Below are 14,766 nucleotides of genomic sequence, written 5' to 3' on the forward strand. Positions count from 1 at the left end.
CCTCAAAATCACCGTACTGGCGGAGAAAGTCGAGCTTCGCGTGGCCAAAATCCTCTATCTCGTCCCAACCTTCAGCACCACATATCACCGCGCAGACCGTCAGGAACAAGATGTCCGACAGCTGATGCTGCACTTTCCAGGCCTGTCGGAAGTCGGGAACGATCGATAAATGGTGCATAAGAGACGGTGTCAGCATGAGTCATCCATGAGCAAAAGCTGCTAGATGACCACATTAGCTCCTACTGGTAAAGCGCCACGAGGCCCGTCGTAGCGCGGTTTTTCATGCGTTTTCCCTGATGTGGCTGCCAGGTGCCCAGGCGCAGCCACTCAGCAACGCGGCGATCAAGGTGGCCGACAACCAGCCAAGGTGATGTCTATCAGTCATATGGTGCTCTCAACGTAAGAGTTCAAGACACGCTACCGCCACAAGGTTATAAAGACGCATCCCTGAGGCCAGTAGTCAGCGCACGGCTGATAGTCCTAATTATTTGATCATGCCCACGAACTAGCCTTTACCTACCATCTTCTAGTAGCTAGGCGTTACCATTCTCCCGCTCGCGGGGAGGTGCCGGCACCTTCGGCACTTACCGGCCCGGCACCAGTAGATGTCGTACCCTTTGACACGCTCTGTTGGGTGCCATATCCATACATCCCGATGAAATGGATACAATTTCTCCGGCAGCCATCCTACAGATCTGCTCTGCACACAGCCAGTAATAACTGCTGAAGAGACCAAGTTGAAGTGGTCCAATTGGAGCGGACACCCCGATAAGCCTCATAATGGAGGCAATGGAGGTGTTCATGACCAAGAAGACTCGACGTCGGTTTTCCGATGAATTCAAGGCGGATGCGGTGAATCTGGTGACCGATCAGGGGTATTCCGTATCTGAGGCCGCCCGGCGCCTGGGAGTGGAGCGCAGCGTGCTGGACCGCTGGTGCCGCAAGCACCGTCAGCAGGGCTCCGGCACCCCGGGGCGGCAGGAGGACGATCGCGACGCCGAGATCAAGAAGCTCCGCGAAGAAGTTCGTAAGCTTCAGGTTGAAAAGGATATTCTAAAAAAGGCGGCGGCCTTCTTCGCCAAAGAGTCGAGCTGAGATACCAGTTCATCGAGTCGGAGAAGGCCACCTATCCCGTGGCCGTGTTGTGTCGGGTCATGCAGGTCAGCCGGAGTAGTTTCTATGCCTGGCGACGGCGTGGCCTTGATGACCATCGTCAGGCCCTGCTCTGTGAAGTCAGAGAGATCCATCGCCGAAAGCGTGGCAGCTACGGCAGCCGGCGCATGGCCAGGGAGCTGCGACGACGCGGCTACGAGATCGGCCGCTATCAGGCCCGCAGCCTGATGCGGGAAGCCGGCATAGAGGCACGACAGCGGCGACGCTGGCGCCATACGACCGACAGTCAGCACAGCCTGCCGGTGGCGCCCAACCTGCTGAACCGCCAGTTCATGGTGGCGGCACCGAACCGGGCCTGGGTGGCCGACATCACGGCAATCTGGACGCTGGAGGGCTGGCTCTATCTGGCGGCGGTGCTCGATCTCCATGACCGGCAGTTGGTGGGCTGGGCGATGGCCGACCACATGCGCACGCAGCTGGTCCTGGACGCCCTGGAGATGGCCGTAGGGCGCCGGCAGCCCAAGAGCGGGTTGATCCATCACAGCGACCGCGGCAGTCAATACGCATCGCATGACTACCGATCCACACTGGATCGGCACGGGTTCCAGGCCTCGATGAGCCGCAAGGGGAATTGCTGGGACAATGCCGTCATGGAGCGCTTCTTCGGCTCACTGAAAAGCGAGTGGCTGGCGGATCAGCGATATTGGAGCCGCCAGGCAGCACGGCAGGACGTGATCGAATACATCGAGATGGAGTACAACAGCTGCCGGCTCCACTCGACCCTCGGCTACCAGTCGCCGAGGGAGATCGAACTGGCAGCTGCGGCTTGAAAATGTGTCCGCTCTCACTTGACCAGACCAAGTTGTAGTCAATTTCCTACAAGACACTAGGCGGCTTATATTAACAAGCACCCTAGCTATATCGCGGATAAATACAGCCACCCTACCCATAATCAGGTCAAAATGGGGCTGAATTCCATACTATCGACGACCTTATGATTGCAGGATTCGCCTTACACTTGCATACTCAGCTTTACTAATGGGCGCTAATGCCAGTCGGTTAGCGAGCCATTGTTTATGAACTCAGAGGAAGGAGTGCCTTCATGTTCAAGAAGACATTTGCATTGGTTGCGATTGCTGGCCTACTGGCGTCACCCCTAGCGATGGCACAGTCTGCCGAAGGCGGTGCTGGTGCAGGCACTGGTGGTGGCGGTAGTGCGGGCGCCGGCGGAGCGGCTGGTGCCGGCGGTGGTGCTGGTGCAGGAGCCGCCGGCTCTGGTGTAGCCGCAGGCGGTGCCGCAGGCGTCGGCGCTGCGGGTCTTTCATCGGCCGCAATTGCTGGCACTGTCGTAGCGTCAGCTGCAGCCATTGGCGTGGCCGCGCAAGCAGTCTCCAGTAACGGCGGCAACAGTGGTACCGGCACTACAGGTACTACAGGTACTACAGGTACTACGGGCACCACACAGTAATGCCCTCGCTATCACCATCCTCTCGAGGCCGCCTGCGGGCGGCCTCGATGCGTTGCGGCGTACTGACAGGTATCGTCCTGTCCTTGCCTGCTTGCACCCAGGGCGGTGGGACGACGCCTATGGCAGACACTCTGTCGATGCTATGGGGTGACTCAACCGCCGACATGGCTGACTACGCCCGGCAGGTGCCTTATGCATCCCTAGCCCTCTCAATGGATGGCAACGATGCCCTAGTGGTCATGGCTTATCAAAGTGGTGGCACCGGTGCACTCACGCTATGGCAAGCGCGAGATCGAGCCACACTAGAGCTTCGGCATGGAGTGCCCTTTGCCTCAGCCGGGTTTGATAATGAGTTAGTGGGCATCGATTACTCGATGCCTTCCTCTGCAGACAACCTATTCGTCGCACACGCCTTGACTGTGCAATGGCGCGATGCCGATGGCCAGCAACATGTCGACAGTGCTCAGATACAGACACACTGTGAATCAGCCGCACCGTTGAAGTTGCCGCTTCTGACACACTCACTGGAAGCCTGCCACCAACAATTGGACTGGCTAGATGCCGGCGAAAGCGATAACACGCTATGGCGCGACCCCGTCACGGGACGCATATGGGCGGGCGACATCCAGCCTTGGCCCGACGCACAGCGCATCGCCTGGCAGGTGGCACGCCCTTGGTGGCCACAGAACTAGGATTGCTCCGCCTGTCGCGGGCACCATATGACAAACCTCTATGCGAAAACACCCGATGACAGCTCCTCGCCTGGCACGACTTGGAACATGGCTGACTGGGAGCATCCTAGCCCTTTGCGCCTCAGGGGCAGCTGCTCAAGCAGCACCACAAACGCTCCGCGATGTCTGGCTGTCGCTGGACACGCCGCCCCCCTCCCCGGCCTATACCTTTTATCAGCGCCGGGCTGATGGCGTTGAGCTGCCTCAGCGACTGACGCGCCTGGCCGCGGAACTGGAAACGATAAGTCAGGAAATGACGCTAGCACCAGGCAACGCCATGCCCGGGATAATCAGCTGGCACGACCACGCCCTGACCTTGGCAGCGACTCCCCATCAATCCAGAAGCCTGGGGCGTGCCGACCTGGCCACACTGGTCGCACGCCCGCGCCTCAACCCATCCCTTGCCTCCCTCGACAAGGCCGGTTTCTGCAGCATCCCCGATTGGGTCGAGCTATGGCACCCCGCTGGCGTCACTAGAGTGGCATACCGCCCAGGGCTGATGCTCGATGACGCTCTTGCCGAAGTGGGCCTGGCTAGCGATGCGTCACGCGCAACGATCACCGACAAAGTGATTTGGATATCCCCAATGGGTGACCTACGTCGCGTCGGCGTCCAGGCTTATAATCACCAATCACTATCGCTGCCACCGGGTAGTCGCGTCGTCGTGCCCATTTCTCACGACTCACCAAGTGCAAGATGGGTGAACACTCATTTACCCGACTTGCTCGCCACCCGTCTGCCGGGGGATGACTGCCACTACCTGATCACTGACTCACCTACTACGGCAGATCCTTCATGATGTACAAGCACTTTGCTCAAGCAGACGTCATGCATCGCTGTCCGCGCCGCCATCCCGGAATCACCCGACTTTGGGGTGTGGCCTGTGTCATGATCGCCGCTCCTACATGGGCGAGCATGCTCGACGCCATCAACACGGGCAGCGACACTCAGGACCTGACATCTCATCAACAGCATCTCGGCAGCGGCCAAGGCGATTCGGGCGGTGTCGGCCTGATGCAGACCCCTACTGCCCGCATGGCACCACTGGGAGAGTTTTCTTTCTCCTATCATCAGACACCCCCTTACCGGCGCTATAGCATCAGCCTCCAACCGGCGGACTGGTTCGAGTTCACGTTCCGCTACACCGAGATTGAGAACCGCCTTTATGGTGCCGCCATTGCCGGTGACCGAGCGTATCTGGACAAAGGCCTCGATGCGAAGCTTCGGCTGTGGGAAGAAAGTCGCTATCTGCCTGAGGTTGCCCTAGGCATGCGGGACGCCGGCGGGACCACCTTGTTCGGGGCCGAGTATCTGGTCGCCAGCAAGCGCTGGTACGACCTCGACTTCAGCCTGGGTCTCGGCTGGGGCTACCTTGGAACCCGCAGCGACATGGAGTCGCCCCTAAGCGTGCTCGATAGCCGCTTCAAAACCCGCCCTGGGAATGCGGGCGGCGACCAAGGCGGTGAATTCGCCTTCAGCCAGCTGTTCCGTGGACCGGTGGCTGCCTTTGCCGGCATCGAATACCAGACGCCCTGGCAGCCCTTGGTGTTGCAGCTGGAATATGAGGGTAACGACTATTCGAATGAGCCCTCTGCTGAGCCCCTTGAACAGGATTCTCCTGTCAATATTGGCGCCCGCTACCACGTCAGTGACAACCTGACCCTGCACGCAGGCTGGGAACGGGGTAATACGCTGATGACCGGCATCACTCTGAGCGCCAACCTGGCCAGCCTGCATCAGGCCAAGCGTGACGCACCGCCCCTCTCGATTGCACCCGCCCCCGCTCCGGCGGCGACCCCATCATCGCGCGCCCAACAAAAGCCTCTGACAGAGGGCTTGGACAGCTCGACGACAGCGGACGAGACCAACTGGCGCGCCACTAGCGAACAGTTGTTGGCCAATGCCGGCATTCGGGTGCATCGCTTGGTGGTGTCAGGGGATACTCTGGTGGTTGAAGGAGAACCCACCAAATATCGCTCACTGGCTCATACGGAGGGGCGTGCCAACCGGGTCCTTCATAACAACGCCCCCGATGCCATCACGACCTTCCGGTATCGTTGGCAATCGCACGGCCTGAGCCTGCGCGACGACGTACACTCACGAGACGCTTTTGTGTCAGCGGCCCAATCAATTCAAGCCGAGCCAGACTATTACTACGGCATCTACACAACACCCGCCAAAGGCGTGTCACGCGGCGAGGTCATGTCGACCCCCGAAACACAGCGATTCCACTTTAATGTCAGCCCCGGGATCAATCAGAACCTTGGCGGGCCGGATGGCTACCTGTATCAGCTCCTGGTGCGCGCCAATGGCAAGTATCTCACCGATGCCAACGGCTGGTTCTCGGGCACGGTAGGCTGGACCGTTGCCGACAACTTCGACAAATATGACTATATTGCCGACTCTGACCTCCCGCGGGTCAGGACCTATATCGGTGACTACCTCGACGAGAGCAGCCTCGGTGTCACCAATCTGCAATACACGCGCACCAAGCGTCTGAGCGATAACTGGTTCGGCATGGGTTATGGTGGCGTGCTGGAGATGATGTATGCCGGGGTCGGCAGTGAGGTAATGTATCGCCCCTTCAACAGCGACTGGGCGCTGGGTGCCGATCTAAACTATGTGCGCCAACGCGACTTCGACCAGCAATTCGGACTGCGCGATTACTCCACTTGGACCGGGCACCTAAGCGCATATGTCCAAACTGATTTCGAGGACGTGCTGGCCAAGGTCAGCGTAGGCCGTTATCTCGCCAAAGATATTGGCACCACCATCGACCTGTCACGTGAATTCGCGTCGGGCGCGCGCATGGGGGCCTGGGCGACCTTTACCGATGCTGGGGATAGCTTCGGCGAGGGTAGCTTCGACAAAGGCGTCTATATCAGCCTACCGCTGGATGCGTTCTTCACCACCCACAGCCGCGACCACCTCACCCTGAGCTGGCAACCGCTGACCCGCGACGGCGGCGCCCGCCTCGCGCGCCGCTACTCGCTCTACGAGATGACTGAGGACCGCCATCTTGACCGTTACTGGGAAGACCGAGACAAGGTCTGGGAATAAAGAAGTCTCAGCCATTTGTTGATTTAGCACAACGCAAGAGCCCCGGCACTATGGCCAGGGCTCTTTTTGCATATTTGTTTTATATCTTGGAAGAGAGCTTCAAAACAGGCGATTCAAGCCGTTCTGCGCCGCCACCCGATAGGCCTCGGCCATGGTCGGATAGTTGAAGGTGGTATTGATGAAGTACTTGAGGGTATTGGCCTCGCCTTCCTGCTGCATGATCGCCTGGCCGATGTGCACGATCTCGGAGGCCTGGTCGCCGAAGCAGTGGATGCCGAGAATCTCGAGGCTCTCGCGGTGGAAGAGGATCTTCAACATGCCGACGGTGTCGCCGGTGATCTGCGCCCGAGCGGTGTCCTTGAAGAACGCCTGGGCCACTTCATAGGGCACCTTGGCGGCGGTCAGCTCGCGCTCGGTCTTGCCCACCGAGCTGATCTCGGGAATGGTGTAGATGCCGGTCGGTACGTCATCGACGAAGCGGAAGTCCTCATCGAGCAGGTCGTCGCTTGCGTTGCGGCCCTGGTCATAGGCGGCACTGGCGAGGCTCGGCCAGCCGATCACGTCGCCCACCGCATAGATATGCGGGATGGCGGTACGGTAGTGGTTATCGACCTGAAGCTGGCCGCGACCGTTGGCCTCGAGGCCGATGTTCTCGAGCCCGAGCTGGTCGGTGTTGCCGGTGCGGCCGTTGGCCCACAGGAAGGCATCGGCGCGCAGCTTCTTACCGGACTTGAGATGCACGATGACGCCAGACTCGTCGCCCTCTACCCGTTCATAGTCTTCGTTGTGACGGATCAGCGCACCGTGATGGCGCAGATGATAGGACAGCGCATCGCTGATTTCGTCGTCGAGGAAAGACAGCAGGCGGTCGCGGGAATCAAGCAGATCGACCTTGACGCCGAGCCCGGAGAAGATCGAGGCGTACTCGCTGCCGATAACGCCGGCACCGAAGATGATCAGGGTGCGCGGCGTGTGCGATAGCCCGAGCACGGTGTCGGAGCAGTAGATGCGCGGGTGACGGAAGTCGATATCTGCCGGGCGATAAGGGCGCGAACCGGTTGCGATGACAATCTTCTGGGCGTTGATTTCTTCGACGCCTTCGTGGTTGTCGCGCACCAGCAGGGTGTGCTCATCCTTGAAGCGAGCCACGCCGAAGAACACGTCGATGCGATTACGGGCATAGAAGGTGGTGCGCATTTCGACCTGCTGGTCGATGGTCACCTGGGAGCGCTGCAGCACCTTGGGAAACGAGAACCAACGCGGCTCGCCGATATCGCGAAACATGCGGTTGGTATTAAAGGCCATGATCTGCTTGACCTGATGGCGCAGCGCTTTCGACGGGATGGTTCCCCAGTGGGTGCAGTTGCCGCCCACGGACTGCTGCTTTTCGATGATTGCTACGCGCTTGCCATGCTTCGCGGCGTTGATCGCAGCGCTTTCGCCCGAGGGACCGGTACCGATCACCACCACGTCGTAATTATGAACTGCCATCGTTTCTCCTAGCGCTGGGGGTCCCGTTTATATGTTTTCCGCTGGCTTCGGCCCAAGGCTCAGCGCCGGGTGGCGTCATAACCAAGGTCCGCACCACGGCTCTCGTCGCTGGCACGACGGGCACTGGCGGTCTTTTTGTTCTCTTCCTCGCAGACCTTGTCATTGCCGCCACAGATATCGCAGCCATTCTTGAGGCCAAGGTTATTGAGCCCGCCGCAGGAACCGGCAATCGGCTTGCGACCGAGGATAACGCCGACAGCCATGGCGGCCATCAGCAGCAGCATAAAACCAAATACCAAAAACCAGATCGTCATGGGAGTCTCCTGGACTGCCTCTCGCCGCATATTGGCGCGCGAGCAGGCTCGGGGAGTGAATGGATGTCACACGTTGAAGCTCTAACACTGTGACCTCGGCTGGCGGCAAATCATTCCTGTTGTCGTCAGGCGAGGTAACAGTTGATCAAAAAGCGATGCGTAAAATGAAGCAGGGCCGGCCCTGTGGGCCAGCCCTGTAGCGCAATGGCCTGTTTCATTGGCGTGGCGTTCACCGGCGGCAACGCTGCGCGAGGGCGCTGTTAACCCCTCCTTGAGCGCTACCTAGGCCATCCATGGCCAAGGACCCTCGCTGCGCCTTGCCCCGGCGCACACTCGCCACCGAGTTTGGCGATGAATGCTTAGCCGCCGAAATCGTCCAATGCGATGTTCTCGGGTTCGACGCCCATATCCAGCAGCATCTTGATCACCGAGGCGTTCATCATGGGCGGCCCACACATGTAGTACTCGCAGTCCTCAGGCGCCGGGTGGTCCTTGAGGTAGTTTTCATAGAGCACGTTGTGAATGAAGCCGGTCGGGCCTTCCCAGTTGTCTTCGGGCAGCGGATCCGACAGTGCCAGGTGCCACTCGAAGTTGTCGTTTTCTTCGGCCAGTTGGTCGAACTCTTCGTTGTAGAAGGTCTCGCGCCAGGAGCGTGCACCGTACCAGAACGAGATCTTGCGCTTGGAGTTCAGGCGCTTGAGCTGGTCGAAGATGTGGCTGCGCATCGGCGCCATGCCGGCACCACCGCCAACGAAGACCATTTCGGCATCGGTGTCCTTGGCGAAGAACTCACCGAAGGGCCCCATCACCTGCACCTTGTCGCCCGGCTTCAGGTTGAAGACGTAGGTCGACATCAGGCCCGGCGGATGATCGGTGCCGGGAGGCGGCGTGGCGATACGGATGTTGAACTTGAGCAGGCCGTACTCTTCCGGGTAGTTGGCCATCGAGTAGGCGCGGATGACCTCCTCGTCGCTCTTGTGGGAGACCTTGAACAGCTCGAACTTCTCCCAATCGCCCCGGTACTCTTCTTCGATATCGAAGTCGGAGAACTTTATGTCATAGGGCGGTGCCACCAGCTGCACGTAACCACCGGCACGGAAATCGACTTCCTCGCCTTCGGGCAGCTTGAGGTTGAGCTCCTTGATGAAGGTCGCGACGTTGGGGTTGGAGGTGACCTCGCACTCCCACTGCTTGACGCCGAAGACCTCTTCGGGAACTTCGATCTTCATGTCCTGCTTCACCGGCACCTGGCAAGAAAGACGCCAGCCATCCTTCTTCTCGCGCATGGTGAACGCGGATTCCTCGGTCGGCAGGATCCCCCCGCCGCCGTCGGCTACACGGCACTTGCACTGGGCACAAGAGCCGCCGCCGCCACAGGCGGAAGACAGGAAGATGCCGTTGGCCGCCAGGGTCTGCAGCAGCTTGCCGCCTGCCTGTGTGCTCAGGGTGTAGTCAGGGTCGCCATTGATCTCGATGGTCACGTCGCCGCTGCTGACGAGGCGGCTGCGCGCGGCCAGGATGATCCCCACCAGGCCGATAACGACCACGGTGAACATGACCACGCCGAGCAAGATGATATTTGTATCAACCATGTCGGTTTCCTATTGGTGTTCGTTGCCTGAGGCGGGCCTCAGAGCTGGATACCGGAGAAGGACATGAAGCCAAGCGACATCAGACCCACGGTGATGAAGGTGATGCCCAGACCCTGAAGGCCGGCCGGCACATCGCTGTACTTGAGCTTCTCGCGAATCCCGGCCAGCGCCGCAATCGCTAGCGCCCAGCCGAAACCAGCGCCTACGCCATACACCACGGATTCACCGAAGTTGTAGTTACGCTCGGACATGAACAGTGTGGCGCCGAGAATCGCGCAGTTCACGGTGATCAGCGGCAGGAACACGCCGAGGGCGTTGTATAGAGCCGGCACGTACTTGTCGAGGAACATCTCGAGAATCTGCACGATAGCCGCGATCACGCCGATGTAGCTCAGGTAGCCGAGGAACGACAGGTCGATGTTCTCGGCCCCGCTGACGCCGGTCCAGGACAGCGCCCCTTCATCGAGCAGATAGGTGAGAATCAGGTTATTGACCGGCACGGTGATCGCGAGCACCGCGATAACGGCAATGCCCAAGCCCAGCGCCGATGAGACCTTCTTGGAAACCGCCATGAAGGTGCACATGCCCAGGAAGAAGGCCAGGGCCATGTTTTCGACAAAGACCGAGGCAACGAACAGGCTGAGATAATGTTCGATCATTTACACGGCCTCCTTCGGCTGTGTGTTGTGCTTCATCTGGAACTGATTCTCTTCAATCTGTTCCGGCTGCAAGCTACGCATCACCCAGATGATCAGGCCGATGACGAAGAACGCCGACGGCGGCAGCAGCATCAGGCCGTTGGGCACGTACCAGCCGCCGTCCTGCACGGGCGTCAGTATAGTCATACCGAACAGGCTGCCCGAACCGAGCAGTTCGCGGAAGAAGGCTACCACCATCAGGATGAAGCCATAGCCCAGACCGTTACCCACGCCGTCGAGGAATGACAGCACCGGGCCATTCTGCATGGCAAAGCCCTCGGCACGACCCATCACGATGCAGTTGGTGATGATCAGGCCCACGAACACCGACAGCTGCTTGGACATCTCATAGGCGTAAGCCTTGAGCACCTGGTCGACCACGATCACCAGCGAGGCGATGATGGTCATCTGCACGATGATGCGGATCGAGGACGGAATGTGATTGCGGATCAGTGAAACGAACATGCTCGAAAAAGCCGTGACCGCGATCACTGCCAGTGCCATGACCAGCGATACGCTCATGCTGCTGGTCACCGCCAGCGCCGAGCAGATCCCGAGGATCTGCAGCGCGATCGGGTTGTTCTTGAAGATCGGCGTGATCAGTACGCCTTTGGGGGTTGCGGCTGACATGCTCAGGCTCCTTCTTCAGAAGAATCGCGGAACTTGGCGAGATACTGGCCGAAGCCTTGCTCGCTAAGCCAGAACTGCACCAGGTTGGTCACGCCCTTGCTGGTCAGGGAAGCCCCTGACAACGCATCGACCTCGGTGGGATTGCTGGCACCCCCCTTGACCAGTGCGATTTCCGGGCGGCCCTGGCCGACTTCACCATCGGCGTAGACTTGCTTGCCATCCCACTGGGCCTTCCATTTCGGGTTGTCCACTTCGCCACCCAGCCCCGGTGTCTCGGAGTGAGAATAGAAGGTGATGCCCTCGATGGTGTTGCCATCGCCTTTCAGCGCCAGATAACCGCGCATCAGCCCCCAAAGGCCTTGGCCACGAATGGGCAGGATAATTTTCTCGGGATTCTGCGGATCCCCGACCAGGTAGACCACCGAATAGTTTTCCTGACGCGACAGGCCGGCGATATCTTTCTCGCCAGACAGGGTCCGCGACTGAGCAGGATCACGAGCGGCACTGAAGCCATCGTAGCGCTCGGGGTCAACCTCATCGGTGTATTCACCGGTGCGCAGATCGACGGCACGCGCGGTCACCTGTTCGAACTGCTTGGTGATCGACTCGCCTGCGTCATAGAGGCCCGCCACCTGGAGGATATTCGACTTACGGTCGGCCTCTTGGTTGAACGCTTGCTGCGGGCGCAATGCAACCGCGGCGGTGGACACGATCACCGAGCAGACGATGCACAGCGCGAAGGCAACGATCAGCGTCTTCTTGATGGAGTTGTTACTCGCCATCAGGCACTCTCCTCAGCCATGGCACCAGTACGCTGCTGGCGGCGCTTGATGTTGGCCTGGACAAAGAAATGGTCAATCAGCGGGGCGAACAGGTTGGCGAACAGAATGGCCAGCATGATGCCCTCGGGGAAGGCCGGGTTCACGACACGGATCAGCACCGTCATCACCCCGATCAGCGCGCCGAAGGCGAGACGGCCCTTGTTGGTCATGGAGGCGGAGACCGGGTCGGTCGCCATGAACACCATGCCGAAGGCGAAGCCGCCCACTACCAGGTGCCAGTACCAGGGCATGGCGAACATGGCATTGGTATCGGAGCCGATGGCATTGAACAGAGAGCTGGTTGCTACCATGCCGAGGAAAACACCCAGCATGATGCGCCAGGAGGCGATGCGGGTCCAAAGCAGCACCGCGGCACCAATCAGGATCGCCAGCGTCGACGTTTCACCGATAGAGCCCGGGATGTAACCGAGGAAGGCATCCCACCAGCTGAACTGACTCGTCAATGCCGACATGCCGCTCTGGAAAGCGGTGGAAAGCGCCGTGGCACCTGTATAACCGTCAGCCGCGACCCAGACGTTTTCCCCCGAGATCTGCGCCGGATAGGCGAAGTACAGGAACGCACGGGCGGTAAGGGCCGGGTTCAGGAAGTTCTTGCCGGTGCCGCCGAAGATCTCCTTGCCGATCACGATGCCGAAGGTGATACCCAGCGCCACCTGCCACAGCGGAATCGTCGCCGGCAGGATCAACGCGAACAGCACCGAGGAGACGAAGAAGCCTTCGTTGACCTCATGACCGCGCTTGATGGCGAACAGCACTTCCCAGAAACCGCCGACCACGAAGGTCACCAGGTAGATCGGCAGGAAGTAGGTCGCGCCCAGCACGAAGTTGGACCAGACGCTGCTGACATCATGGCCACCGGCCAGCAGCATCAGGATGGCTTCGCGCCAGCCGCCCATGGAGGCATAGCCATCGGCGATGGCCGTATTGGCCTGCCAGCCGGCGTTCCACATGCCGAAGAACATCGCCGGGAAGGTACACATCCAGACGGTGATCATGATGCGCTTGAGATCGACACCATCACGGACGTGAGCCGTGGTTTTGGTGACGCTGGGCGGCGCATAGAAGATCGTGTCGACGGCTTCGAAGAGCGGATAGAACTGCTCGAACTTACCACCCTTGTGAAAGTGCGGCTCGAGATTATCGAGTGTCTGTCGGATACCCATCATCAGGCCTCTTTCTCGATGGTAGTGAGGTTGTCACGCAGGATGGGACCGTATTCATATTTGCCGGGGCACACGTAGGTGCACAGCGCCAGGTCCTCTTCATCCAGTTCCAGACACCCCAACTGCATGGCGGTTTCGATATCGCCAACGATCAGCGAGCGCAGCAGTTGGGTGGGCAGGATATCCAGCGGCATGACGGTCTCGTAGTTGCCGACCGGTACCATGGCACGCTCGGAGCCATTGGTAGAGGTGTCGGGGGCATACTTCTTGAGGCCGAGAACCTTCGACAGATAGATACCCATGACCGAGTGCCGATTGACGCCGGGCGACAGCCAGCCCATGAAGGCGCGCTTGTTGCCTTCTTCCAACAGACTCAACTGGTTGTGGAAGCGACCCACGTAGCGCAGTGCGCCCTCGGCGATGGAGCCTGCGAACACGGAGCCAGAGATCACACGCGTATCCTCAGGTGACTCGACTTCGCCTGCCAGCAGCTCTTCGGTGCTAGCACCGATGCGGGTGCGGACCAGACGTGGCTTGTCGGCGCGCGGTCCACCAACGGCGATCACACGGCTAACGTTCAGCTTACCTTCGGTGAACATCTTGCCGAAGGCGATCACGTCCTGATAGCCGATGTGCCAGACCTGTTTGTTCAGCGCCACCGGCGACAGGTAGTGAATGTGGGTGCCCACCAGGCCGGCCGGATGCGGGCCGCTGAAGGTCTCGACCTGCACTTGATCGACGTTGCTGCCGGGCAGGTTGGCGTCAGGTGCCTGGCAAAGGAAGACCTTGCCTTCAGTGAGCCTTGACAACACCTTGAGACCGTTCTCGAACGCCTCGGGTGCCTCATTGATGATGACGGCAGGATCCGGGCTTAGCGGATGGGTGTCGACGGCAGTGACGAAAATGCTTTCCGGCACCCCATCGAGTGTCGGCGTACGCGAGAACGGGCGCGTGCGCAGTGCCGTCCAGAGACCCGACTCAACGAGCTGGTCTACTACCACCTGGCGGTCGAGACTGGCGAGCTTACCGGCTTCATGGGCGGTAAACTCGACGGCCTCTTCCTCATTTTCATCAACCTTGATCACCACGGAGAGCAGCTTGCGCTTCTCGCCACGGTTGATCGCTACCACTTCACCCGCCGCCGGCGCGGTGAAGCGCACGCCGTCGATCTTCTTATCGGTGAAGAGCAACTGGCCTAGTTTGACGCTATCCCCCTCCCGGACCTCCATGGTCGGCTTCATGCCAACATAGTCGGTGCCCAGGATGGCCACGTGACGAACCGGGCGCGCATCCTCGATGCGCTGCTCGGGCGCCCCCGCGATGGGGAGATCCAGGCCTCGTTTGACTTCGATCATAGACTCGCCCAGTTATCGGCTCTGATGTGTCAGGAAAGAGGTTCGAAAAACGCGTTATCCCTGGGCCAGAGGATTGGCGCCCAGGATTACGGTCACGGCGCTCGAATTCTTTTCTTATCAGAAGGTTGTCAGTTCGGCCCGCGATGCACGGACCGCCCCTAAAATCTCGGTCATTATAATGACATGCGGAACGAAAGGCCACACGACCTAAGGTAGCAGGCAGCCAGGGGGCAACAACGCAGACGCCCTTCAGGAAGGGGACGAAGGCTTTTGCGTCAGACAGTTAGGCGAAATAGCCAGGGGACAAAA

General features: G+C 59.7%; 11 protein-coding genes and 1 pseudogene. 3 read left to right on the top strand and 9 right to left on the bottom strand.

Features of this window, described 5'->3' with window-relative positions:
• The coding region (locus tag BCL93_RS07980; RefSeq protein WP_146742471.1) for a transposase family protein at nucleotides 1–196 on the bottom strand (196 nt) is incomplete at its 3' end.
• Nucleotides 197–801: 605 nt separating this feature from the next.
• Here BCL93_RS07980 and BCL93_RS07985 point away from each other — a divergent pair.
• The 3 genes and pseudogenes from BCL93_RS07985 (at nucleotide 802) to BCL93_RS08000 (ending at nucleotide 6,372) form a co-directional block, all read left to right on the top strand.
• Nucleotides 802–1,943 (top strand): annotated as a pseudogene (locus BCL93_RS07985) (IS3 family transposase).
• 757 nt (nucleotides 1,944–2,700) lie between these two features.
• Nucleotides 2,701–3,273 (top strand): YjbF family lipoprotein, encoded by a 573-nt coding sequence (locus tag BCL93_RS07995; RefSeq protein ID WP_181463063.1) that lies wholly within the window; start codon nucleotides 2,701–2,703, stop codon nucleotides 3,271–3,273.
• Between the two features lie 954 nt (nucleotides 3,274–4,227).
• Complete coding sequence (locus BCL93_RS08000) at nucleotides 4,228–6,372, top strand: YjbH domain-containing protein (RefSeq protein ID WP_258396125.1); 2,145 nt, start codon at nucleotides 4,228–4,230, stop codon at nucleotides 6,370–6,372.
• A gap of 99 nt (nucleotides 6,373–6,471) precedes the next feature.
• Here the strand turns inward: BCL93_RS08000 and sthA are convergent, their stop codons facing one another.
• The 8 genes from sthA to BCL93_RS08040 all read right to left on the bottom strand — a co-directional run bounded on the left by sthA (nucleotide 6,472) and on the right by BCL93_RS08040 (nucleotide 14,457).
• The gene (gene sthA / locus BCL93_RS08005; RefSeq protein WP_112054763.1) at nucleotides 6,472–7,863 is read right to left on the bottom strand and encodes a Si-specific NAD(P)(+) transhydrogenase; all 1,392 of its coding nucleotides are present in this window, start codon (nucleotides 7,861–7,863) and stop codon (nucleotides 6,472–6,474) included.
• A gap of 59 nt (nucleotides 7,864–7,922) precedes the next feature.
• Nucleotides 7,923–8,177 (bottom strand): (Na+)-NQR maturation NqrM, encoded by a 255-nt coding sequence (gene nqrM / locus BCL93_RS08010; protein ID WP_112054764.1) that lies wholly within the window; start codon nucleotides 8,175–8,177, stop codon nucleotides 7,923–7,925.
• Between the two features lie 359 nt (nucleotides 8,178–8,536).
• Nucleotides 8,537–9,769 (bottom strand): NADH:ubiquinone reductase (Na(+)-transporting) subunit F, encoded by a 1,233-nt coding sequence (gene nqrF, locus BCL93_RS08015; protein ID WP_112054765.1) that lies wholly within the window; start codon nucleotides 9,767–9,769, stop codon nucleotides 8,537–8,539.
• Between the two features lie 38 nt (nucleotides 9,770–9,807).
• On the bottom strand, nucleotides 9,808–10,425 hold the full coding sequence (nqrE, locus tag BCL93_RS08020; protein WP_112054974.1) for an NADH:ubiquinone reductase (Na(+)-transporting) subunit E: 618 nt from the start codon (nucleotides 10,423–10,425) through the stop codon (nucleotides 9,808–9,810).
• A gap of 3 nt (nucleotides 10,426–10,428) precedes the next feature.
• On the bottom strand, nucleotides 10,429–11,097 hold the full coding sequence (locus BCL93_RS08025) for an NADH:ubiquinone reductase (Na(+)-transporting) subunit D (protein ID WP_112054766.1): 669 nt from the start codon (nucleotides 11,095–11,097) through the stop codon (nucleotides 10,429–10,431).
• A gap of 2 nt (nucleotides 11,098–11,099) precedes the next feature.
• Nucleotides 11,100–11,882, bottom strand: coding sequence for a Na(+)-translocating NADH-quinone reductase subunit C (locus BCL93_RS08030; protein WP_112054767.1), 783 nt, complete (start codon nucleotides 11,880–11,882; stop codon nucleotides 11,100–11,102).
• Nucleotides 11,879–13,105 carry an NADH:ubiquinone reductase (Na(+)-transporting) subunit B gene (locus BCL93_RS08035; protein WP_112054768.1) on the bottom strand — a complete coding sequence of 409 codons (1,227 nt, stop codon included), beginning with the start codon at nucleotides 13,103–13,105 and terminating at the stop codon, nucleotides 11,879–11,881. The genes BCL93_RS08030 and BCL93_RS08035 overlap by 4 nt, the downstream gene beginning before the upstream one ends.
• On the bottom strand, nucleotides 13,105–14,457 hold the full coding sequence (locus BCL93_RS08040) for a Na(+)-translocating NADH-quinone reductase subunit A (RefSeq protein ID WP_112054769.1): 1,353 nt from the start codon (nucleotides 14,455–14,457) through the stop codon (nucleotides 13,105–13,107). Before BCL93_RS08040 ends, BCL93_RS08035 begins: the two co-directional genes overlap by 1 nt.
• Nucleotides 14,458–14,766 lie beyond the last annotated feature (309 nt).

The organism is Onishia taeanensis, assembly GCF_003268885.1.
GTDB lineage: Bacteria > Pseudomonadota > Gammaproteobacteria > Pseudomonadales > Halomonadaceae > Onishia > Onishia taeanensis_A.

Excerpts from the sequence above, each read along its gene's own strand:
- BCL93_RS07995 (WP_181463063.1), top strand. The coding sequence starts at position 2,701 with ATGGCAGACACTCTGTCGATGCTATGGGGTGACTCAACCGCCGACATG.
- BCL93_RS08000 (WP_258396125.1), top strand. The coding sequence starts at position 4,228 with ATGCTCGACGCCATCAACACGGGCAGCGACACTCAGGACCTGACATCT.
- sthA (WP_112054763.1), bottom strand. The coding sequence starts at position 7,863 with ATGGCAGTTCATAATTACGACGTGGTGGTGATCGGTACCGGTCCCTCG.
- nqrM (WP_112054764.1), bottom strand. The coding sequence starts at position 8,177 with ATGACGATCTGGTTTTTGGTATTTGGTTTTATGCTGCTGCTGATGGCC.
- nqrF (WP_112054765.1), bottom strand. The coding sequence starts at position 9,769 with ATGGTTGATACAAATATCATCTTGCTCGGCGTGGTCATGTTCACCGTG.
- BCL93_RS08025 (WP_112054766.1), bottom strand. The coding sequence starts at position 11,097 with ATGTCAGCCGCAACCCCCAAAGGCGTACTGATCACGCCGATCTTCAAG.
- BCL93_RS08035 (WP_112054768.1), bottom strand. The coding sequence starts at position 13,105 with ATGATGGGTATCCGACAGACACTCGATAATCTCGAGCCGCACTTTCAC.
- BCL93_RS08040 (WP_112054769.1), bottom strand. The coding sequence starts at position 14,457 with ATGATCGAAGTCAAACGAGGCCTGGATCTCCCCATCGCGGGGGCGCCC.